At 45.4% G+C, this 21720-nt stretch carries 19 protein-coding genes; 4 read left to right on the top strand and 15 right to left on the bottom strand.

Annotated features, from left to right (window positions below; translation table 11 throughout):
* Window positions 1-17 precede the first annotated feature (17 nt).
* Both ilvN and ilvB read right to left on the bottom strand, forming a co-directional pair.
* Window positions 18-500, bottom strand: coding sequence for an acetolactate synthase small subunit (gene ilvN, locus MHB82_RS08820; RefSeq protein WP_095288328.1), 483 nt, complete (start codon window positions 498-500; stop codon window positions 18-20).
* Complete coding sequence (gene ilvB / locus MHB82_RS08815; protein ID WP_110821114.1) at window positions 497-2248, bottom strand: biosynthetic-type acetolactate synthase large subunit; 1752 nt, start codon at window positions 2246-2248, stop codon at window positions 497-499. The genes ilvN and ilvB overlap by 4 nt, the downstream gene beginning before the upstream one ends.
* Before the next feature lie 601 nt (window positions 2249-2849).
* Between ilvB and MHB82_RS08810 the strand changes: the two genes are divergently transcribed.
* Window positions 2850-3293: a GNAT family N-acetyltransferase gene (locus MHB82_RS08810; protein WP_375335114.1), complete on the top strand. Its 444-nt coding sequence runs from the start codon at window positions 2850-2852 to the stop codon at window positions 3291-3293.
* 6 nt (window positions 3294-3299) lie between these two features.
* On the opposite strand, the gene MHB82_RS08805 is transcribed toward MHB82_RS08810, so the two are convergent.
* From MHB82_RS08805 to MHB82_RS08765, 9 genes are all read right to left on the bottom strand, one after another.
* Window positions 3300-3674 carry a hypothetical protein gene (locus tag MHB82_RS08805; RefSeq protein ID WP_095359124.1) on the bottom strand — a complete coding sequence of 125 codons (375 nt, stop codon included), beginning with the start codon at window positions 3672-3674 and terminating at the stop codon, window positions 3300-3302.
* Between the two features lie 208 nt (window positions 3675-3882).
* Window positions 3883-4845: an ABC transporter permease gene (locus MHB82_RS08800; RefSeq protein ID WP_095288332.1), complete on the bottom strand. Its 963-nt coding sequence runs from the start codon at window positions 4843-4845 to the stop codon at window positions 3883-3885.
* Entirely contained in the window at window positions 4846-5925 is a 1080-nt protein-coding gene (locus tag MHB82_RS08795) for an ABC transporter permease (RefSeq protein ID WP_110821115.1), read from the bottom strand.
* Complete coding sequence (locus tag MHB82_RS08790; RefSeq protein WP_341174477.1) at window positions 5918-7456, bottom strand: ABC transporter ATP-binding protein; 1539 nt, start codon at window positions 7454-7456, stop codon at window positions 5918-5920. Before MHB82_RS08790 ends, MHB82_RS08795 begins: the two co-directional genes overlap by 8 nt.
* A 343-nt stretch (window positions 7457-7799) precedes the next feature.
* Entirely contained in the window at window positions 7800-8840 is a 1041-nt protein-coding gene (locus tag MHB82_RS08785) for a BMP family lipoprotein (RefSeq protein ID WP_095288334.1), read from the bottom strand.
* 556 nt (window positions 8841-9396) lie between these two features.
* On the bottom strand, window positions 9397-9756 hold the full coding sequence (rplT, locus tag MHB82_RS08780; RefSeq protein ID WP_095288335.1) for a 50S ribosomal protein L20: 360 nt from the start codon (window positions 9754-9756) through the stop codon (window positions 9397-9399).
* Between the two features lie 88 nt (window positions 9757-9844).
* Complete coding sequence (rpmI, locus tag MHB82_RS08775) at window positions 9845-10048, bottom strand: 50S ribosomal protein L35 (RefSeq protein ID WP_017689665.1); 204 nt, start codon at window positions 10046-10048, stop codon at window positions 9845-9847.
* Window positions 10049-10072: 24 nt separating this feature from the next.
* On the bottom strand, window positions 10073-10567 hold the full coding sequence (gene infC / locus MHB82_RS08770) for a translation initiation factor IF-3 (protein WP_110821116.1): 495 nt from the start codon (window positions 10565-10567) through the stop codon (window positions 10073-10075).
* 305 nt (window positions 10568-10872) lie between these two features.
* Complete coding sequence (locus MHB82_RS08765) at window positions 10873-12111, bottom strand: glycosyltransferase family 2 protein (RefSeq protein ID WP_095359127.1); 1239 nt, start codon at window positions 12109-12111, stop codon at window positions 10873-10875.
* 700 nt (window positions 12112-12811) lie between these two features.
* Between MHB82_RS08765 and MHB82_RS08760 the strand changes: the two genes are divergently transcribed.
* Both MHB82_RS08760 and MHB82_RS08755 read left to right on the top strand, forming a co-directional pair.
* The gene (locus MHB82_RS08760; protein ID WP_110821117.1) at window positions 12812-13339 is read left to right on the top strand and encodes a phosphatase PAP2 family protein; all 528 of its coding nucleotides are present in this window, start codon (window positions 12812-12814) and stop codon (window positions 13337-13339) included.
* A 50-nt stretch (window positions 13340-13389) separates the two neighbouring features.
* On the top strand, window positions 13390-14538 hold the full coding sequence (locus MHB82_RS08755) for an MGDG synthase family glycosyltransferase (RefSeq protein WP_341174476.1): 1149 nt from the start codon (window positions 13390-13392) through the stop codon (window positions 14536-14538).
* Between the two features lie 106 nt (window positions 14539-14644).
* On the opposite strand, the gene MHB82_RS08750 is transcribed toward MHB82_RS08755, so the two are convergent.
* The 3 genes from MHB82_RS08750 to MHB82_RS08740 form a co-directional block, all read right to left on the bottom strand.
* Entirely contained in the window at window positions 14645-16198 is a 1554-nt protein-coding gene (locus tag MHB82_RS08750; RefSeq protein WP_426640406.1) for an ABC transporter substrate-binding protein, read from the bottom strand.
* 98 nt (window positions 16199-16296) lie between these two features.
* Window positions 16297-17199, bottom strand: a complete 903-nt coding sequence (locus MHB82_RS08745) for a carbohydrate ABC transporter permease (protein WP_341174474.1) — start codon at window positions 17197-17199, stop codon at window positions 16297-16299.
* 30 nt (window positions 17200-17229) lie between these two features.
* A complete protein-coding gene (locus MHB82_RS08740) occupies window positions 17230-18135 on the bottom strand; it encodes an ABC transporter permease (RefSeq protein WP_095359132.1) in 906 nt (301 codons plus the stop codon).
* A gap of 404 nt (window positions 18136-18539) precedes the next feature.
* Here MHB82_RS08740 and MHB82_RS08735 point away from each other — a divergent pair, with 404 nt between their 5' ends.
* Window positions 18540-20792, top strand: a complete 2253-nt coding sequence (locus tag MHB82_RS08735) for an AraC family transcriptional regulator (RefSeq protein WP_341174473.1) — start codon at window positions 18540-18542, stop codon at window positions 20790-20792.
* Window positions 20793-20887: 95 nt separating this feature from the next.
* On the opposite strand, the gene trmB is transcribed toward MHB82_RS08735, so the two are convergent.
* Entirely contained in the window at window positions 20888-21637 is a 750-nt protein-coding gene (gene trmB / locus MHB82_RS08730) for a tRNA (guanosine(46)-N7)-methyltransferase TrmB (RefSeq protein ID WP_095359134.1), read from the bottom strand.
* Window positions 21638-21720 lie beyond the last annotated feature (83 nt).

The raw sequence follows: 21720 nt of genomic DNA, 5'->3' as shown, positions 1-21720 counted from the left end.
TTTAGATCTATTGGCAATTATACGTTTCCACGTACCAGTGCAGTTACTCCAGTCCGCGAGAGTTCGCGAATGCCATACGGCTTAAGCAGCTCGATCATGGCGTCGATTTTGTCGGTATCTCCAACAACCTGAACCATTAGACTACTTGGACCAATATCGACAACCGACGCACGGAACGTTTCAACCACTCCCATGATTTCAGGGCGTTCGGAAGGTTCTGCTTTTACTTTAATCAAAGCGAGTTCACGGGCAACCATCGGCTTGAGGCTGAAATCCACTACTTTGATTACGTCAATGATTTTATAGAGCTGTTTCTCAATCTGCTCCAGCGTTTTGTCGTCACCAATAGTGACAATGACCATACGGGACAAGCCCGCTTCTTCTGACTGACCTACCGTAATGCTCTCAATGTTGAATCCGCGTCGACCGAACAACCCCGATACCCGCTGCAGGACGCCAGGCTGATCGTTGACCAAAATCGAAATCGTATGTCTAATCATTCCTCAGCATCCCCCATCAGCATTTGATCAATTGTTGCTCCTTGCGGAACCATTGGATATACATTTTCTTCTTTGCGAACAACAAATTCTACAACGACTGGTCCAGGTGTATCCAGCGCTTCCTGCCATGCCCGTTCAGCTTCTTCCTTGTTCGTGGCACGCAGTCCTTTTACACCATATGCTTCAGCCAGTTTTACAAAATCCGGGCTTCCTGCCAGATCGATGTGACTGTAACGGTTCTCGTAGATGATTTCCTGCCACTGGCGAACCATTCCAAGCACCTGGTTGTTGATGATAACAATCTTGACCGGGATATTATTGATCGCGCAGATTGCCAGTTCTTGTGAACACATCTGCATTCCGCCATCACCATTAATGGAGATGACCAGTCTGTCCGGATTCGCCATCTGTGCTCCGATTGCCGAAGGGAATCCAAAGCCCATTGTTCCGAGTCCGCCGGAGGTTACCCATGAGCGAGGTTGATTGAACTTGTAGTACTGCGCCGCCCACATCTGATGCTGTCCAACGTCAGTAGTTACGATCGCCTCACCTTTGGTTGTATCATTCAACAACTCAACTACCCATTGTGGTTTCAACTCGTCTTCGGAATCCGTATAGCTGTAAGGTTTCTCTTGCTTCCATTGCTTGATCTGGTCTCTCCAAGCATCCGCACGCTCGGCACGCTGCACTTCCTTGTTGGCTATTTCGAGTACCGTCTTCACGTCCCCAACAATCGGGATATCCGTAGCAATGTTTTTGCCAATTTCTGCTGGATCAATATCGATGTGCACGATTTTGGCATGCGGTGCAAAACCGTCCAGTTTTCCTGTAACCCGATCATCAAAACGAGCTCCGATGTTAATCAGCAGATCCGATTGTTGAATCGCCTGGTTGGACGTATATGTTCCGTGCATACCCGGCATTCCGGTCCAAAGTTCATGTCCGCTTGGGAAAGCACCTAGTCCAAGAAGTGTCGTTGTAATTGGGATGCCTGTTTTCTCAACAAATTCGAACAGTGCTTCGTGTCCACCGGAGTAAACGACCCCGCCACCTGCAAGAATCATCGGACGCTCTGCTTCCTGAATGGCCTGAGCCAAACGATCAACCTGAAGTTTATTTGGCACCGTCCGAGGGTTATAGCCTCTCAGTGTCACTGGTTCAGTACTTGGTTCAAACAAGGTTTTGTTGGCAGAAACATCCTTTGGAATGTCGATTAACACCGGACCTTTACGTCCTGTATTGGCAATATGGAATGCCTCATGAATGACACGCGGCAGATCTTTAACGTCTTTTACCAGATAGCTGTGTTTGGTAATTGGCATTGTAATACCCGTGATATCCGCTTCCTGGAAAGCATCCGAACCAATCAGGCTGGAAATGACGTTCCCCGTAATGACAACGAGCGGTACAGAATCCATATATGCTGTTGCAATTCCGGTTACAAGATTCGTTGCTCCCGGACCGGATGTTGCGATACAAACACCAACCTTGCCGCTCGCACGTGCATATCCGTCTGCTGCGTGAATCGCACCTTGTTCATGCCGAGTCAGTACATGCTTGAAGTCCTCGAAACCGTACATCGCGTCGTAAATGTACAACACCGCTCCGCCCGGATAACCGAATACGCACTCGACACCTTCCAGCAACAAGCTTCTTAGCAGAATCTCAGAACCGCTAATGACCTCCGGCTTCATCCATTTTTCACGTAATTCATCTGTTGATCGTACTTCTGGAATTTGAGCTCCCATCAGTCATCCTCCTCTCGGAATTTACATCATTCTGACATTTGAAGTTACAAAAAAAACCTTTCATCCCTGCAAACAAGTTAATGCTTGCGAGGGACGAAAGGTTGTTGCTTCCGTGGTACCACCCAACTTTGTCCGAAATTTCGCAATAACGGACCTTACCAGGTACAAAAAACGATAGGTCAAACGGACATAGCCGTCTTCCATACCTGTTGTCTGTAACGCAGACATACGATTTCCCCTAATACGCGAGTGGAGTGACATCCAATGCTTTTCAGGAAAACAGCTCCGAGGTGAGCTCGTATATAAGGGATTATGGTGGTGGTTTCAGCAAATCCATCCACTCTCTGAGCAAAAGAGCCCTTAAAACTTCGTCCTCTTCATAGCCGATTAAATATTCTCGTTAAATGTTAGGAACATTATATGATTCCTCCAACCGATAAGTCAATACCTGATTTGGATAATTTTTTTAAACGCCCTTTATCTCGCTACTACGCTACTTAACGTTACCCTATTCCCTTCACTTCATTCAGTCACCTTTTATCTTGCTCCAGGCATAGGATATACGAGCAGCACGACTAGTCTTGAAAGGAGGATCAGCATGGTGATTCGGCAACGCAATTCGAGGCTGGATGATGGCGCCATCATGAGTTTAATTGACTCGCAACTTGTTCCTCTATCCCATATGAGTGCCAATGAAATCAACAAAATACGCAAAGACATACCCCTGCGTATGAACAGGGGCATGACCTTTGTTGTCTCACCGGACCCGAACAAAGAAGCTGTAGCTTTTATACATTTTCTTATGCACGGCGAGTTGTTATATGTCGATATGATGGCAGTTGCTACAAAGGAACAGCGCAAAAGGTACGGTCAGACTTTGCTGCAAAAAGCCGAAAACTTCGCCGCATCACGAGGCTGCAAAAGATCCAAAGTAATGGTCGACGAAGGCAATACAAAAGGGCTGCAGTTTTATCGAAAAAATGGATATAGTACCGTTCGTTATATTATGATTAGCCGCTGTTACGAAATGGAAAAGAATATTTAGATTCTCCTAGAAAAATCCTGGTGGACGCGGTCCGTACGGTCCGAACCCGGGTCCCGGACCATAGCCTGGACCATATCCGGGGCCGGGTTTTGGTCCAGGTCCGTAGCCTGGTCCATACCCAGGACCTCCATAGCCAGGGCCCCCAAAGCCCGGTCCCGGGCCGTAAGCGTAAGGCAATGTGGCGATTGCAAGCAAATCAAACAAAACCAGTGGAAGAATAGCTTTTGTGCGCACTTTTTTGCCATTCACACGCTTTAGCACTAATTTATTGCCGGATACTTTCAACAGCTTCCCCGTAACCCGAGTGCCGTCTTTTTTCACCGCAACGATATTTTTGCCCACGAATTTCAACGCTTCACGACGCGTAACATGTTGTTTCATACTTTCCCCTCCTCCTCGGATCATTCAAAACAGTGTATTCGTCCATCACCTGCTTCGCCTGTTTCTTTGTCCCTACTTGAAAATATGGGTCTCTACCCTGACACAATGGAAACGTATGAATTGCTGTTTGCATAACAAAAAAGAGCCCGCACGAAGCGGACTCTTTCTCAGATAAAACTTTTGATATTGTTTAATGAATTGCTTACGTCTACCTTTTCCCCGGATCATACGGTTCACCGAGTGCAGACGGAGCTGACGAACGCCCGACTGCCGCGATAAGAACAATAATCGTGAGCAGGTATGGCAGCATATAAATAATTTCCTGGGGAATACTTTGAGACCATTCGAACAGCTGCACATAGTTTCGAATTGCTTGTGAGAATCCGAAAAATACAGCAGCACCAAATGCTCCGATTGGATTCCATTTACCAAAAATCATCGCTGCAATCGCAATGTATCCTTGACCAGAAACCGTATTATGCGAGAACGTGCCTGTTGTTGTGAGTGTGATAGCAGCTCCACCGATCGCAGCCAGTGCACCACTGATCATCACGCCTACATAACGATAGCGACGAACTTTCACACCTACAGTATCAGCCGCGCTTGGGTGTTCACCCACGGAGCGCAAACGAAGGCCGAATGGCGTCTTGAAGAGAATGTAATACGTCAGGAATACAAGAATGATCGCCAGATATGTTGTGGGGTAAACGTTCTTGAACAACGCTTCCCCAAGCAAAGGAATATCCTTGAGAAGTGGCACATCAAACTTGCTGAAGCCCTGCACCAAAGGTGAGTCCCCGGATCCTTCAAACAACAATTTAACCAAATATAGTGTACTTCCTGCTGCCAGGAAGTTGATAACGATACCACTGATAATCTGATCCGCCTTAAACGTAATCGATGCCACAGCGTGAATAAGAGATACGAGTACACCCAATGCTACGGCAACCAAAACGCCCATCCAGGCGGACGTTGTACCACCCATTCCAGCTTCTTGGGCATAGTGCGCCCCAATTCCGGCTGCAAACGCACCAAAGACCATAAAACCTTCAAGTCCCAGGTTGGTGACACCAGATTTTTCAGAGAATATCCCGCCAAGGGAAGCAAAAATCAATGCCGTAGCAAAGACAAGCGTCGTATTGATAATTTGCCCAATTGTCAACAAGTCCATCTACAACACCTTCTCTTTCTTGCGCTTGGAGTAGAACGGTTTAAGAACCCAGCGCACGATGCCTTGTGCCGCAATGAAGAAGATAATCGAACCTATTACAATCCGAATAATCTCTGGCGGTACATCCGCAGCAAAGCTCATACCAGCAGATCCATAGGTAAGCGTACCAAATAGCAACGCCCCCAGGAGAACACCAAACGGATGGTTCAAACCAATCAAGGCAACGGCAATGCCGTCAAAACCTGTTCCTGGAGATCCCGACATGACTGTCTGATACTGGAATACACCAAGTACCTGGAAAGCTCCACCAAGACCCGCAAGCATACCACTGATAAACATGGCTTTTACGATATTGCGATTCACATGCATACCTGCATATTCAGCCGCATTCGGGTTGTAACCTACAGCGCGGATTTCATACCCTTGCTTGGTTTTCCACATATAGATATAAAAGAGAACTGCCATAACCAAAGCGATCAATGTGCCCAGGTGAACACGGGAGTTGCCCATTAGTTCAGACAACCAAGTCAAGCTGATTGAAGCTGACTCACTAATATCTACCGAACGGTTTTCCCCTTGAAGCAGCAAAAACTGTCGGACAATCAGATTGGCCAAATACAAACCGATCCAGTTCAACATGATACTGCTGATAACTTCGTTCACGCCGCGAGCGGCCTTCAGGTAACCGGCAATGGCTGCCCACAGTCCACCGAATACTGCACCGGCAATCAACGCCAGTGGAGCATGGATGTAAATTGGCAGTCCGGCGAACTTTACCCCCACAAATGTAGCAGCTGTCATACCGACGAGAAATTGTCCTTCTCCACCGATATTAAACAGTCCCGCCCGGGACGCAAACGCAAACGCGAGGCCTGTCATGATCAAAGGTGTCATCTCACGCACAGCTTCACCGAAGTTGTACATGTCACCAAAGACTTTTTTAAACAATGCGCCATATGCCTCAATTGGATTGTATCCTCCAATAAGCATAACGATACCGCCCAGAATTAACCCCATGAGGATTGCAACGATAGGCAGGATAAAGGAATCACGGGTAAACCATTTCAATACTTTACTCATGTACAGTACCTCTCTTTTGGGTGCTGCCCGCCATCATCAAGCCGAGCTCCCTGTCATTCGTTTCTTCCGGCAGGACCTCACCGACAATTTGGCCCTCATAAATGACAGCAATGCGGTCCGAAACGTTAATAATCTCATCGAGCTCGAAGGAAATCAGCAATACCGCTTTTCCTTGGTCACGCTGAGCAATCAACTGTTTCTGGACAAACTCAATAGCACCTACGTCCAAGCCGCGTGTTGGCTGAGCTGCGATAAGCAGTTCCGGGTTCTTATCGACTTCCCGTGCAATGATCGCCTTTTGCTGGTTACCCCCAGAAAGGGACCGTGCTTTGGTTTCAATGCTAGGTGTCCGCACGTCAAACGCCTCAACAAGTCGTTTTGCCTGTTTTTTTATCGCATCGAAATTAAGGAATCCTTTACGCGTGTAAGGAGATTTGTAGTAAGATTCAAGAACAATATTTTCACTGACCGAGAAATCCAAAACCAATCCGTGCTTATGTCGGTCTTCCGGAATATGACCTACTCCCGATTCCGAAATATGACGCGGTGAGTGGTTGGATAATTCTTTTCCTTGCAAACGGATCGATCCGCTATCCACTTTGCGCAGTCCAGTCAGAGCTTCAATCAACTCGCTCTGTCCATTGCCATCTACACCTGCAATACCCAGAATTTCTCCAGCACGAACATTCAAGTTCAGTTCATTCAGAACAGAAATTCCCTCTTTGTTTTTGCTGGTCAATTTGCTGACTTCAAGGACATTGGCTCCAGGCGTTGACGGCTTTTTATCCACTTTAAACGTGACATTACGACCAACCATCTTTTCAGCAAGCTCATTGGGATTGGTTTCCGATGTCTTTACAGAGTCGATGACTTTCCCTCGGCGAATAATGGTGACCGTATCCGAGATCTCCATAATTTCTTTTAACTTATGTGTAATCAGGATTATGGATTTGCCTTCTGCCACGAGTTTTTTCATGATGACCATCAGTTCTTTGATCTCCTGAGGAGTCAGAACAGCCGTTGGTTCATCAAAGATCAGGATATCAGCGCCGCGGTACAATGTTTTTACGATTTCAACGCGCTGCTGCATACCAACTGAAATGTCATGAATTTTAGCATGCGGATTCACTTTGAGTCCATATTGCTCGGATAAACGCTGCACTTCGGCAGCCGCTTTTTTATAGTTAATATTGAGACCTTTCGTTGGTTCAGATCCCAAAATAATGTTCTCTGTTACCGTGAACGGCTGAACAAGCTTAAAGTGCTGATGCACCATGCCGATCCCAAGCTCGATTGCTTTGTTCGGGCTATCGATCATGACAGGCTTGCCATTCACTTCAATGGAACCTTCATCTGGCTGATAGAGACCAAATACAATATTCATCAACGTTGACTTACCAGCGCCGTTTTCGCCCAGTAGAGCATGAATCTCGCCTTTACGAAGCTGAAGGCTGATAGCGTCGTTGGCAACAATGCCTGGAAAACGCTTCGTGATTTGTTTTAACTCAACGACGGGGGTTGCTGCACCCATGTAATCACCCTTATAACTGATATAGTGTGGTTCCGCAAACGTAAGAAAAACGTCTATCGACGTATGTTCAAGGAAAAAAACCGCTTTGTTGCGGTCATTTGTCTTTTCTTGAGATTATCGAATCCATCCAGCACAGCTGAAATGTATACATTCCATAATCTTAAGAAAAGCTCCTTCCGGAGCGTTATTACCAAAAACATTGATTCTGCATTTGGAAGGTTTCCAGCAGTATCCTGTTAACTAGGTACAAATGTTATGATGGCTTGAGCAAATTTTCCTGTCCTGACAATCATAAGGCCGGTCAAGACCGGCCTCGTGATTATTCAATTCGCAAGCGAAGCAATTACTCTGTAGGTACTTTGATTTCGCCGCTGATGATTTTTTCTTTGTATTCGTCCACTTTAGCAAGGATGTCAGCAGAAACATTTTTGGTAGAAGTATCAGCAATACCTACACCGTTCTCTTTCAGAGTCAGGTTTTCAGAACCGCCAGCAAATGTGCCATCGATAACTTCTTGGTTTACTTTCTTAACTGCTTCGTCAACTTTTTTGATCATGGAAGTCAGTGTAACATCATCACCGAACTCCAGAGATTGGTCTTTATCCACACCAATTACCCAAACATCTTGTCCTTGTTTTTTGCGGGCAATTGCTTCGTTGAACACACCGTTACCTGTAGCACCGGAAGAGTGGAAAATGATGTCCGCGCCTTGGTTGTAGATTGTAGCTGCAGCTGCTTTACCAAGGTCTGGTTTGTCAAATGCGCCTGTATAGTTGGAGATCAATTCAGCATCAGGGTTAACTGCTTTAACTCCTTCTCTGAAACCAACTTCAAATTTCTTGATCAGTGGGCTGTCCATACCGCCAACAAAACCGATTTTGTTCGTTTTTGTAGTCAGACCGGCAACAACGCCAACCAGGAAGGAACCTTGCTCTTCAGCAAATGTAACGGATTTAACGTTAGGAGAATCTACAACACTGTCGATGATCGCCAGTTTGGATTCAGGGTTTTGATCAGCAACTGTTTTGATTGCGTCAGCCAATTGGAAACCGATACCCCAAGTCAGGTCATATCCACCTTTAACGAATTCGTTCAGGTTAGGAATGTACTCTTCATCTGATTTACTTTGCAGGTATTTAACTGCCGTACCTGTTTCAGTTTCAGTTGCTTGCAGGGCTTCCCAAGCGGATTGGTTAAAGGATTTGTCGTTAACGCCACCTACGTCAGTAACCATACCGATCTGCAAATCGGATTTTGCTTCAGTGGATTCACCACCTGTTGTTCCACCGGCATTTGTTTCTTCCTTCGGTTTGCTTCCGCAACCTGCGAGCATTACCGATACTGCCAGCAACATGACCAAAGACAAGCTGAGCATCTTTTTCATTTCTCTTGTTCCCCCTTAATGATATATACCTAATTCCTACCCGGGTCGATATTGAACGATGAACAGATGTCTGATATGACTTTTATGAGGAATGTATGGTTTCTTCGACATAAAGAGCCCATTCACACCTTATCTTAACCGGATCATCTGCCGAAAAACCGAACATTATGACTAGGAGAGAAAAGTTTAGGACTAGCCTACTAGAGGTGATTATACATTCAACCAGTGTTAAAATCCAGATGTTTCATGACTAAAAATCACATATTTTTAGACTTTTATTGTTGAAAACGCTTAAAATTTTAGCAGTTTAACACGCTAACGTTACAACGATGTAATGTTATATAACAAAAATATACCATCATTATCACCATTAGCCAGTAACTCCTAGTTTTCATTTGCATTATATGAACGTTCGGTTTTTATGTATCTGCCAGAGGCTTGATAGCTGTCAACCGCATCCAATCTAAGTTTGTCCTCCCGGACCCCGGTGTATTCGTCCCACACTTTCTGGCGTAAAAAAAGCCGCCATAAGGTACGGCGGCTTGCATGTTACAATTTAGGCGTTGATTTTGCCTTTAGCTACAGTAGCCAAAGAGTTGAACGCATTGATGTCGTTAACGGCCAAATCAGCCAACATTTTGCGGTTCATGTCCACTCCAGCAAGTTTCAATCCATGGATCAGTTTGTTGTAAGACAAACCGTTTTGACGTGCTGCTGCATTAATACGAACGATCCACAGTCTGCGGAAGTTACGTTTAGTGTTGCGACGGTCACGGTATGCGTAAACCAGGGATTTCATTACTTGCTCGTTAGCTGTTTTAAAAATGCGGTGTTTGGAACCGAAATAACCTCTTGCCAGTTTCAAAACCTTTTTATGACGACGACGTACTACAAAACCGCCTTTTACTCTTGCCATATTAAAGAACCTCCCAAATAAATATAAATGTATCCGTGGTATGTGTACGGCCGCAGCCGATCCCCCATACGGAATGTACTAATTAGAATTAGCCTTTCAAGTTAGCCAAACCTTGTTTCAAACGTCTAACATCCCCGGCAGCCATAACTGGGTTACCGTTCAGAACGCGCTTAGCACGTTTGGATTTGTGGGAAAGCAAGTGGTTTTTGTGTGCTTTGTAACGAAGGACTTTACCGGAACCGGTAATTTTGAAGCGTCCTTTCAAACTGCTGTGTGTTTTCATTTTAGGCATTTTGTGTTTCCTCCTCCAATGTTATCAGGCTTTAGGAGCCAGAATCATGATCATACTGCGGCCTTCCAATTTTGGTTGGCGCTCGATGGTGCACAGTTCTGCCACTTCCACCTTAACGCGCTCCAGAATCCGTTGACCAATGGCGGCATGGGCAATTTCACGTCCGCGATAACGAACAGAACATTTAACCTTGTCGCCTTCTTTCAAAAACTTAACTACATTACGAAGCTTCGTTTGATAATCGTGCTCCTCAATATTGGAACGGAACCATACTTCTTTAATGTCAACAATTTTCTGGTTCTTACGGGCTTCTTTGTCTTTCTTTTGTTGCTCATAGCGGAACTTGCCATAGTCCATGATGCGGCATACCGGCGGTTTAGCCTGTGGTGCCACATTGACCAGATCCAAGTTCAGATCAATCGCCATTTGCAGTGCTTCCCGAATGGGCTTGATCCCAATTTGTTCTCCTTCAGCTCCGACAAGGCGCACTTCCTTCGCCCGAATCTCATCATTAATCATGTGATCTTTACTAATAACCGTCCACCTCCAGGTCATTTTGAATACTGTTAAACAAAAATAAAAGGGATGCCGGTCAAGCTACCGACATCCCTGTAATCAACACAATTCTTCATGAGTATACACTTCATAAATTATTGGGATCGTTGACCAGCCAACGTTAATGTTGGTCAGGTGAGAAGTCGGACTTCTGCTTGTGATTCCATTGCTATTCATTTAACGCACTTGAATACTATAACATCTCCATTAACTATAGTCAATATATTTTAGAATATTTTCTGTAATCTTTTTTGTGAAGCTGTTCATCATTACCCTTGCTTGCTCTGTACCTCATCCAAACGTACAACACGTGTATGCTGGGTGTGGCTCCATTGTTTGTTGTTCTGCGTGAAGAACGCATAGAACGTAATTGGATACCAGGATAGCAGATAGATCGGGAATACAATCAGATACAGATACACTTTCGCAAAAGTGACTTTCTCCAGTGCCATCGACAGTAGGAACGTAAGAATGTTCAAACCAATAGCAACGAATCCTACCCACAGCGGGAAATATCCGTAGATGTTGGCAATATGCGGGCCGCTAAATACGGCTGTATCCACCCACATAACAGCGGTCATCAGGAATGTCAATAATACAACGTATACGTTAGCACCATATATGGCAAGGTCGAACTTGACCAGGCTTCTTTCCTTAATACTTTGCCACAGCAGCGGGAAGAAATATCTCCGTGCTACCGTAAAGTGACCTTGCATCCAGCGCAGACGTTGTCTGGCCGAAGCTTTGAATGTCAAAGGCTTCTCATCAAATACTTTTGCATCATAGTTAAACACGGGATACACATTACGCTGCACACTGCGCATCGTAAACTCCAAGTCCTCGACCAGACTAGTCGCACCCCAACCGATTTCCTTCAGCAAATTCGTTTCAAAGCACATTCCTGTACCACCAAGGAAGTTGGCCATGTTCAGGTTATGACGGGACAACTGCCACAAACGGTTAATGTACCAGTACGATACGCCGTAAGCTGCAGTAATCCAGGAATCTTCCGGATTTTTCGTATCGATATATCCTTGAATAACACGCGAACCGTTACACAAGTCGTTATTCATCTCAAGCAAGAAATTGCGATCAACCAGGTTGTCAGCATCAAACATAACAACGGCGTCATACTGACGAGGCAATTTCCACAGATATTTGAGCATCCACTCAATGGCGTAACCTTTACCTCTGAGATCGGCATTTGTACGCACACATGCATTCAAGCCATGATCTCTGACGATTTGAGCAGTACCATCCGTACAGTTATCACAGATAACGAACACATCGTACAGATCTTCCGGATAATCGAGTTGTTTCAAGTTCTCCATCAACGCTCCGATGACCTGCTCTTCATTGTGTGCTGCAACGAGTACAGCGAAAGATTTTGTGGCAGGATAATGTTTCTTTTTCTTTTTCTTATACAGACCGAACAGCGAAAACGTGAATTGGTACACGGCTAGCAGTGCCAGAATGACCTGCATCGTGACGAATATAGCGTCCAACATCGTTCTCTGTTACCCCCTTTTTTTCAAACCCTGTTTACTTTAGCGTTTCTCTACCTGATTCTGCATCTTTGTTTTTTTGTAATGTGCAGAATATGACCCTGGTCTTTTGTTTACTACGCAAGTATTTCAAGCATGGTTGCTTCCAATTTGGCTGCTTTATCGATTTTGGATGCTTTTCAGCTATTTGTCAAAACCGCAATTTCACTTCCTAAAGCAGAAATGTGAACATTAAACGCTGAATTGGCAGTTCGTGATACTGCGCCCTCGCATTCATGCCTGTTATATCTTATTTTCAGCCGTTTGCTTGATTTTTATTTCTAAAGTCCCTGCTTTTTTCATTACCCAGTACTGTCCAACCAGAGGCTATACAAAAAATAACGCAAACGAGCACCAAAAAGTTCAATATAAAACTCACATTTTTTTAACCTCATTTCAGCCATGTTGAATCATTGTATCTTTTTTAGCTCGTCCGAGTCAAAAAGTTAAGTTGGATGATTAACCACTCTTTAACATGAATTTTACGTTGTTCACATGTCTTCTTCTTGAAAAGGACAACATTTAAAAATATGATAAACATATACCTGAAATAACCTGAACTTCACGAAAAACGGTTATATAGTAATCAGGACAACACCGGACACAGGAAACATACCGGAAATACTGCCGCCAATTCGGGCGGCCTGACTGGCAGGAGGCCAATATGAGCCGTTTATTCGTTAAGTTTCAAGCGTACGATCGCAATGTGTTTATGTGGATTAATGGTCGACTTCATAATCGATTTATGAATTTTTGGCTGTACTATCTCACCCATCTGGGCGGAGCAACATTTTCTATTGCCGTATCCTTATTGATATGGCTGCTCGCTCCAGCCCCTTGGAATACGACAGGCCTACAGGCATGTATCGCTCTGGCTGTGAGTCATATTCCTGTAGCAATCGCCAAAAGGTTGTATCCTCGCATCCGGCCATATCTGGCCATGCCGGAGACGATCACCTTCCGCAATCCCCTGACGGACCACTCATTTCCTTCAGGGCATACAACCGCTGTCTTCTCGGTAACTGTTCCGTTTATGACTATGGAACCTATTTTGCTGCTGACGCTACTGCCGGTTGCACTGATTGTCGGATTCTCTCGAATTTACTTGGGTTTGCACTATCCTTCAGATGTGCTTGCAGGTGCCACAATCGGTACTTTAGTCGCACTTGCGACAGTTGCATTATGGTCCTAAAGCAGATATGTTAGACTAAGGAAAACCTAGCAGGAACAGGTGAAGCAAGCGTGGAAAAAAAACGAGTATTATTACTTTCTGAAGGCTTTGGAGCCGGTCATACACAAGCCGCTTATGCACTGTCCAGCAGTTTGAGAAAGCTCTCTCCGGAAGTACAGACCAAAGTGCTCGAACTGGGTAGTTTCCTTAACCCCAGGGTCGCACCACTTATTATTACGGCATACAAAAAAACGGTAACCAACCAGCCTAAACTTGTCGGATACGTATACAGGCATCAATATAAAAAGTCTTTGAACCGATTGACTACACTCGCATTGCACAAGCTGTTTTACACACATACACGTAGTGTCGTAAGACAGCTTCGTCCAAATGCCATTGTATGTACCCATCCCATCCCAAGTGCGGTCATATCAAGATTAAAGCGCCTCGGAGTGCAAGTGCCACTCTGCACGGTCATTACCGATTACGATGCGCATGGCACGTGGATCAGTCCCGAAGTGGACTTATATCTGGTATCTACAGAAGAGGTCAAGTCCAAATTGATGCTGCGCGGAGTTTCCGTGGACAAAATACGAGTTACCGGCATTCCGGTGCACCCCAACTTTTGGGAGCATCCTGGCCGGGATGAGATTCGTGCCAAGTTTAATCTGAAAGATATGCCCACCGTTCTTGTCATGGGCGGCGGCTGGGGAATGCTCAGCGATGAAGTGGTCAATAAGCTTCTGACTCGCTGGCATAACAACATTCAGATCATCTTCTGTCTCGGACGCAATGACAAAATCCGCATCAGTATGGAACAAAACCCGGAGTACCGGAAAGAAAATATTCACATTATCGGATACACCAAAGAAGTGGATAAGCTAATGGAAGTTTCCGATCTGCTGATAACCAAGCCTGGTGGAATGACCTGCACGGAAGGACTCGCCAAAGGTATTCCGATGTTGTTCCATAATCCCATTCCGGGTCAGGAGGAAGAGAACGTTCAATATTTTACCGCTAGAGGACTGGGCGAACCGATCACTTCGCTTGATGTCGTGGTTAAATGGATGAATAAATTGTTACATAAATATCCCGACATCGTCCGGAAACGTAAACGCCATTTGGCACAGATCGCCAAATATCGTCCGATGGAAAGTGCACAAAGCATCATTGATCTTCTTGACCTTCGGCCGTTCCAGGCTGATCAGGCCAGATTATGATCAAAAGTTCGATAAACAAGCCGCATACACTTATGCATAGAAAAAGGGTACCTTCAGCCTGAAGGTACCTTTTTTCATGTCTATTATAAAATGAAATAAATTCAAACTACTGAATGCCCGCCGATTTCAAATATTCCTGCCATTGTTTGGTATACTCGGCTTGTATTTTCTCCAGCCCTGCCTGCTTAGCTTTTTCCATAAATGTATTCAAGCCTGCTTCAACGTCTTCAACCAAGCCAACGTTCAGTGGATACAGATACTGTTTTTCCACTTGCTCAAGCGCAGCCTTCTCCGCCTGAAACGGTGTCCAATCCTCTGCAAATCCGGTAAAGATATCCGGCTTCTTGATTTTGTCCAGCTCCTCGAACATGACGAGTACGTCGTCGAACGTTTTATCATAGAGCATGAATTCCGGATTCCGCCAAGCCCAGCCATTCATGCCCTCACGCGGGAATCCATTGGTCTGAGCATCGCCCACCATTTTGTAGTAACCATCCTGCACTTCAAAGTTCTTCCCTTCTACACCATATTCCGTAAGCCAGTTGTAACGTTTGTCTGTTACCAGCTTTTCATAAAAAGCGAGTGCCTTTTCCGGATTTTTGCTGCTTCGCGGTATGGCGAATCCATTGTGAATCGGATGAACCGGCTGTGCAAAACCTTTGGCATTCGGATAAGCGAAGTATCCCAGCTTCCAATCGGGATGCGTAGATTGGACTTTGATCACATCCGCATTAAACTTGTTCGGGTTCTCGCCTGATAGAACAACAGCCGCCTTGCCATTTTGCAGCAGTGAATTCGATGTGTCCTTTACGTTCAGCACGTTTTTCGGGAAAAACCCTTTATCCATCCAGCGTTTGTACGTTTTCAGATCCTCCAGATGCTGGGCTGATCCCCAATAGGACGTGATGGTTGACGGCGAATCGTACATAATATCAAGCCCGTAAGGGAGCTGACCAGCGGTATTCACCAATTTGGAGGTTAATTGACGGATGCCGTGAGTGTGATTGGAATTGTTGTCCGCAATCGGAATCATGTTCGGTTCATTGGCTTTGATTCCTTCAAGATAAGCTTCAAGTGTCTCCAGGGATTCCGGTTTGGGCAAATTATACTTTTCTCGCAGGTCCTCACGGTAAGCGATTCCTTCTGTCACATACTCGATCCAGGTCGAAGGCACGGTATAGATTTTTTCATTGATTTTAACAGCATTCCACATGTCATCGGGTACGTGGGATTGCAATGTTGGTGCAGCCTTTGGCAGCAGCTCATCGAGCGGAAGGAATGCTCCTTTTTTGGCATACGATTGATAGAATGTCCAGTCCGCAGTGAAAATCAAGTCAATCGGCTGGCCAGAAGACAGAAGCAGCTTATATTTTTGATCCCAATCCGTCCAGGAAGTGTAGTTGAATTTTACATTGACGTTCAGATCAGCCTCAGCGAGTTTGTTAATCTCGGATTCAATAACAGGCAAGTCTTTGGGCGCGTCCCCAAGCATGTAAAACTGAAGGGTGACCTTCTCACCTTTGTCTGTAGATGAAGCGCCCTCCTCGCTCCCTTGCACCGATCCCCCAGATCCGTTATTACACGCGGCTAATACCCCGGCAAACATCATCAGGGCCAGCACCAGAGACAGGTGCCGAATTATTTTGTTGCGCATACGCATCCTCCCTTTTGTAGGAAACCTTATATGTTAGCGTAAACTGTCAGGACGCGAGCAGCAGTAAACGAATAGCTGGCTGGCGCCCCGAGCATTCTTACGTTCTAACCTTTTACTGCACCAATCGTAAGACCTTTGACAAAATAGCGCTGTACAAACGGGTATAGGAACAGAATGGGGCCCGTCACCACAATCGCCATGGCCATCTTGGTTGCTTCCGTAGGTACATCCTGGCTGAGCGTAATTCCTGTGCCGATGGCCATCTGATCAATGAAAGTAATCGTATTCATCGTGTTATACAGGTAAAACTGCAGCTGGTACATATCCGGGTTATTAATGAACAGGGACGAAGTAAACCAGTCATTCCAGTACCCCAGAGCCAAAAACAAACCTACGGTTGCGATCCCGGGCATCGCCAGTTTCAATACAATGCTGAAGTAGATGCGGAAGTCATTCGCACCATCCATTTTGGCGGATTCAACCAACTCATCCGGAACAGCAGAACGGATAAAGTTTTTCATCAAAATGATGAGAAATGGCGTCATCAATCCAGGGAAAATCAGTACGGTATACGTATCCGTCAGATTGAAATAATTTGCCAGCATAATGTACCAAGGCACCAACCCACCGCCAAAGAGCGTGGTGAAGTAAATGAAGAAAGAGAAGGTGTTACGGTATTTAAAATCTTTGCGCTGCAGTACGAAGCCCGCCATCGTAATGAGGAACAGTCCGAGCACAGTCCCCACAACGGTTGTAAAGACTGTCACTCCGTATGCTTTCAGCACTTGAGTAGGGAATTTGAACACCATTTGATAACCTTCCAGGGAAAAGTCTGTTGGAAAGAGATGATATCCATCTCTCACAATCGATTCATTGCTGCTGAAGGAGCCGGATAGAATTAGAAGAAAAGGCAGCAGACACATGATGGACAAAATCAGAATGACGCCATAAGAGATGATCTGAAACAGCAAGGTAAACTCTGAATCTCTGGCACGGGTAGTATGCATGATGGTTCTCCCTCCTGCCCGGTGGGCGGTCTAGAACAAGGCGTAATCCTCATTCACTTTTCGGATAATGTAGTTCACGGTCATGATCAGAATGAAGCCGAATAGAGACTGGTACAAGCCTGCTGCGGTAGCCATTCCGATATCAAACGTCACTTTCAAGGAACGATACACATACGTATCAATGATGTCTGTGGCGTTATACAGCACGCCGTTATTGCCAATAAGCTGATAAAAGAGATCAAATTGCCCCTTCATAATGCTCCCCAGAGAGAACAGAAGCAGAATGACAAAGGTCGGTTTCAGCATGGGAACGGTGATATACCAGATACGCTGAAAAATATTCGCTCCATCAATACGGGCAGCTTCATAATATTCGTCACTGATCCCGGTAATGGCCGCCAGATAGATCACCATACTGTAGCCAAGATTCTTCCATAGATAAAAGATGATGATCAGGAACACCCATATCCAGGGCGTGTTATAAATATCAATCGGGCCGGCTTCAAAGCGTTTGAGCACCGTGTTCACAAAACCCGATTCATAGTTGAACATGTTGTAAGCGATTACACTTAATAGTACAAATGAGATGAAATACGGTAAGAACATCACGGATTGCGTAATTTTCTTAAAGAGCTTGCCACGGACTTCACTTAACATAATGGCACAGAAAATGGCGAGTCCGTTTCCCAGAATAATGAAAGCCAGATTATAACCCACCGTATTGGTCGTAAGCTTCAGCAGCATGCCGGACTGCCATAGAAACTTGAAGTTTTCCAGCCCTACGAAAGGACTGCCGAATAATCCGCCTTCAAAGTCATACCGGGTAAACGCATAGTAGATACCCACCATCGGAAAATAAGAGTTAATGAGAAAAAAGATCAGTGTAGGCAGCAGCATCAGAAACATGATTTTGTTTTTGTTCAATTCTTTGAGCATGGCTCGATCCCTCCCGGATTTCTTGCAGCACGGTAGCGCCGTGGAGCTCTGTTTTTAGTGTAGACGCCCTTCTCGCTCCCGGATACTGAAGCTTCCCGCCGGAAAATGAACGATATTGCCAAACCGGACATGAACAATGTGAACCAACACTGAAAAGAACTCCAATACGTTCACAAATGTTGATATCGTGCATAACCTGGGCATCGTGAACAATTCAGCGAAAGTTGAACGATATGTACTGAAACAACCTTTTAAACCTTGTACAATATTGATGTAAACGCATACATGATATATAATTTGAAGGGCTATCCTCATCCAAAGCGACCTGCTGTGAAACAGGGCGTAACGCTGTGAAATGAATTCTTTTTCACCCAAAAATGCAGATGTTCAGGGGGAACTGATTGATGCGCAAACGTTCGGAGGACAGTCAAAATGTATTTTCTCGCATACTGATTGGCATCATCGTCAGTACCGTTGCTACCCTGCTCGTCGCTTCTGCCATTCTCTACGTCAACTACAATCGCATTGCTCTCCGCCAGGTCTATCGTACCGATATGAACAGTCTCACACAGACCAGCCGAGAAGTATCCAAAATGACCGAAACGGCCAAATCCTTGTCTTATCAGATTTATCAGGACTACAGCATCTCTGCACTTCTCCTGTACTCAAAACCAAGCATTTATGAAGTCACTCCAGCCATGGAGCAGCTCGATAACTACCGCATGTCCCTTCCCTTTATCGAATCCATCTATGTATACAACTCCAAAAGCAACGAATTCTATATTAGTTCAGAAACACGTAATGGTCAGCAAACCCTAGCCGAATTAGACGATCAGGGTATTAAGGATATTCTCCAGCGATTTCATGAATACAAACCCTTTGTTCCGATTCCACGTACTTACCGGGTTGGTTCTACAGAAGAAGTTGAAGTGAATAGTTACACCTATCTCTGCTATGACACCATCAATGATAATGCCGAATTAAACTACGCAGTCGTAGTCAATATCAAGGACGATTGGTTAAGTCCCAACATCAATGCAGCGGATCAGCCGGGCAACACATTTATTATCAACGAGAACGGTCAGCTTCTGTCCGATTTTGGAGATCGGGCCTTAATGCAGGATCTCTCCAAGGAAGACTTCATGCACCCCATTCTGCAAAATACGGAGCAATCTGCCTACTTTACCGCTGATGTTGATGGGGAAAAATCACTTATTACCTATACCACACCTGATAATTTGGGATGGCGTTATGTACGAATTACACCTGATCATCTGATCACTGCTGATATTCGCAGCATGCGCACGCACACCGTCCTGTTTTGTCTAGGCTTGCTTATGGCTGGTCTGCTGCTCTCTTACCTGGTTTCTCGGAAGCTATATCATCCCATCGATAAAGTCATTGTTCGAATGCGAGTTATGGAAGCCGAGCGTCGTGGAAGTCTGCACATCCTGCGTCAGGATTTTTTGCGCGGTGCTCTACAGGGGCGAGAGACGGTCTCCGGGGGGATTTTGGAAGAGCGCATGAAGTTTTATGGTTCGTCTGTCCAGATTCATCGTCCGTCCAGACTGGTATTGCTGCGTATTGATCGTTTTGTAGATTTTTGCGAAACTTACCGGGACGATATCAAGCTTGTAAAATATGCGATGATGAACATTTGCGTGGAATCAGCGGAATTTCGCTACCACACGGAAACCGTCGATATGGGCGGGGACATGATTAGCCTTCTTTTCAATCACAAAAATTCGGATCAGCAAAACGCACAGGATGCAGAGGAAGATATGGAGGAACTACTGCGTATGCTGCAGGATGCGGTAATGCTGCATTTGAAATGCTCCGTTTCGTTCACCGTCGGGCCCGAGGAAGCCTCTTTCGAGGATGCAATCGTCGGCTACCCCCACTCAGCGGAGGCTTCCCTGCACCGATTATTCAGCGGTCCGGGCTGCCTGCTGTATACAACCGACATCATGGCCTATCAGGCCAAGGAATATGCATTTCCGGCAAGTAAAGAGCGGCAGCTCATTGATTGCCTCATGACAGGCAAAACGTGCGAAGCCAAACAAATCTATACGGATATCGTGGATGAAACGGCAGCATACCCTTTTACCGTATTCCAATTGGCTCTATCCCATCTGACGATGACACTGAACCACGTACGCAATACGCTTAAAAAAAATAACCAGCTTACACTGAACACGATCTCGGACGCTGCAATGCTTCCTCTCCATGAAGCGGAGGAACTCCGTGAAGTTCATGCCCACTTCTATCGTCTATTTGATGAATTAGGATTGAAAGTGGAGGAAAAACGAACGCTGAGGCATGAGGAGCTCTTACGCCGAATTAACAGCATTATTGAACGGGACTATGCCGACACCAATCTCTGTCTCACCTCCATTGCTGAGGAACTCACCATGTCGCCCATCTATATCAGCAGGCTGTATAAACAACTCACGTTAAAAGGACTAACAGATGTGATTAACGAGACACGAATTATCAAAGCCCAGCATCTGCTGATTGAGACCGAGAATTCCGTTGCAGATATTGCAGAGAAAACGGGATTCACCAATAGCTCCTACTTTTATCGCATGTTCAAAAAGTTCAATGGGGTGACCCCCAATGATTATCGTCGCAAGGAACTGCGCTCCGAGCAAATGTAACGATATCGATATCTTCTAATGATCATGAACAAGAACAATCAAAAAAAGCGGCACACGAGGTGATGAGTCACTCCTCCATGTGCCGCTTATTCATTTTACTCTTGGTCTTCTCCGGAATCATCCGAAGCTTCACGTACTTTGTACTTGTCCAGACGCATCTGCTGATACTCACGCAGCGCCTCTTCACCCACAATGACTTCCACACGGTGAATGTTCATGCCTTTGCCCATGAATTTCTGCTCGTATTCTGTCATGACATGCTCTTCATTCAATCCATCACGGTGAAGGTTCAGGGACAGATTAGTCATCTGCAGACCGTAGTCGGCAATCGCGTTGAGCGAGAACTCGAACAAGGTCTCCGAATCGGTTTTAAAATGAATTTGGCCTTTGGCGTTAAGCAGCTCCGTGTATTTCTTCAAAAACCGCGGATGAGTCAAACGACGGCGTGCATGCTTGGCTTTTGGCCATGGGTCACTGAAGTTCAGATAGATTCGTTCCAATTCAGCCACTTCGAACACTTCCTCGATCTGTTCAATGTTCGCCAGGACAAGCTTCACATTGGGTGGAGTTTCTACATCTGCCTCACTCCACGCATTACGGGCCTTCTCACTAGCCCGGCGCACCAATTCATCATACATATCGATACCGATAAAATTGTATTGCGGATATTTATAACTCATTTGGCTGATAAATTGACCTTTACCCATACCAAATTCAACAAAGATCGGATGGTCATTGCCAAACAGTTCAGACCATTTCCCCTTGTACTGTTTGGGTTCCAGAACAACAAGATCCACTTGCTCCTCCAGATTTTCCCGAATCCCTTTTCTGCCACGTAAACGCATTTTATTCCTCCGTTTGTCCATACTTGTCTCAGACTCATTTTGCCGAAGAACCGGCCAATTGTAAAGAGCAATGAAAAAGGAAT

The sequence above is a fragment of the Paenibacillus sp. FSL K6-2862 genome (assembly GCF_038005125.1).
Classification (GTDB): Bacteria; Bacillota; Bacilli; order Paenibacillales; family Paenibacillaceae; genus Paenibacillus; species Paenibacillus illinoisensis_A.
Note: the sequence above shows the minus strand (reverse complement) of the source record. Positions and strands in the feature narration are given on the sequence as shown.

Bases quoted from the DNA above. Each gene is read 5' to 3' on its own strand.
- rpmI (WP_017689665.1), bottom strand. From the start codon at position 10,048: ATGCCTAAAATGAAAACACACAGCAGTTTGAAAGGACGCTTCAAAATT.
- MHB82_RS08795 (WP_110821115.1), bottom strand. From the start codon at position 5,925: ATGAGTAAAGTATTGAAATGGTTTACCCGTGATTCCTTTATCCTGCCT.
- MHB82_RS08765 (WP_095359127.1), bottom strand. From the start codon at position 12,111: ATGTTGGACGCTATATTCGTCACGATGCAGGTCATTCTGGCACTGCTA.
- MHB82_RS08760 (WP_110821117.1), top strand. From the start codon at position 12,812: ATGAGCCGTTTATTCGTTAAGTTTCAAGCGTACGATCGCAATGTGTTT.
- trmB (WP_095359134.1), bottom strand. From the start codon at position 21,637: ATGCGTTTACGTGGCAGAAAAGGGATTCGGGAAAATCTGGAGGAGCAA.
- rplT (WP_095288335.1), bottom strand. From the start codon at position 9,756: ATGGCAAGAGTAAAAGGCGGTTTTGTAGTACGTCGTCGTCATAAAAAG.
- ilvB (WP_110821114.1), bottom strand. From the start codon at position 2,248: ATGGGAGCTCAAATTCCAGAAGTACGATCAACAGATGAATTACGTGAA.
- ilvN (WP_095288328.1), bottom strand. From the start codon at position 500: ATGATTAGACATACGATTTCGATTTTGGTCAACGATCAGCCTGGCGTC.
- MHB82_RS08750 (WP_426640406.1), bottom strand. From the start codon at position 16,198: ATGCGTATGCGCAACAAAATAATTCGGCACCTGTCTCTGGTGCTGGCC.
- MHB82_RS08735 (WP_341174473.1), top strand. From the start codon at position 18,540: ATGCGCAAACGTTCGGAGGACAGTCAAAATGTATTTTCTCGCATACTG.
- MHB82_RS08800 (WP_095288332.1), bottom strand. From the start codon at position 4,845: ATGGACTTGTTGACAATTGGGCAAATTATCAATACGACGCTTGTCTTT.
- MHB82_RS08740 (WP_095359132.1), bottom strand. From the start codon at position 18,135: ATGCTCAAAGAATTGAACAAAAACAAAATCATGTTTCTGATGCTGCTG.
- MHB82_RS08805 (WP_095359124.1), bottom strand. From the start codon at position 3,674: ATGAAACAACATGTTACGCGTCGTGAAGCGTTGAAATTCGTGGGCAAA.
- infC (WP_110821116.1), bottom strand. From the start codon at position 10,567: ATGATTAATGATGAGATTCGGGCGAAGGAAGTGCGCCTTGTCGGAGCT.
- MHB82_RS08745 (WP_341174474.1), bottom strand. From the start codon at position 17,199: ATGCATACTACCCGTGCCAGAGATTCAGAGTTTACCTTGCTGTTTCAG.
- MHB82_RS08790 (WP_341174477.1), bottom strand. From the start codon at position 7,456: ATGGGTGCAGCAACCCCCGTCGTTGAGTTAAAACAAATCACGAAGCGT.
- MHB82_RS08785 (WP_095288334.1), bottom strand. From the start codon at position 8,840: ATGAAAAAGATGCTCAGCTTGTCTTTGGTCATGTTGCTGGCAGTATCG.